Here is a 217-nt window from a genome sequence, read left to right on the forward strand (position 1 = left end):
CTGATTGGCTGGATTGCGTTCGGTACTCAACTGGACTCAGCCCAGCCAATTTTTCCTTTATTCGTTCATGATTATACCAGTAGATATATTCTTCAATCCGACTTTTTAATTCTTCATAGCTTACTAATTTTTCACCATAATACATTTCTTGTTTTAAAATGCCAAAGAAATTCTCCATTGGTGCATTGTCTGCACAGGTGGCTTTGCGCGACATGCT

The 217-nt window shown here is 38.2% G+C and carries 1 protein-coding gene; it reads right to left on the bottom strand.

The annotated features are described in order from the left end of the window. A partial coding sequence (locus JUJ52_RS23255) for an IS3 family transposase (protein ID WP_228089277.1) occupies window positions 1-217 on the bottom strand: 217 nt, incomplete at both ends.

Source organism: Virgibacillus sp. AGTR (assembly GCF_016919725.2).
Lineage (GTDB): Bacteria > Bacillota > Bacilli > Bacillales > Amphibacillaceae > Virgibacillus > Virgibacillus salarius.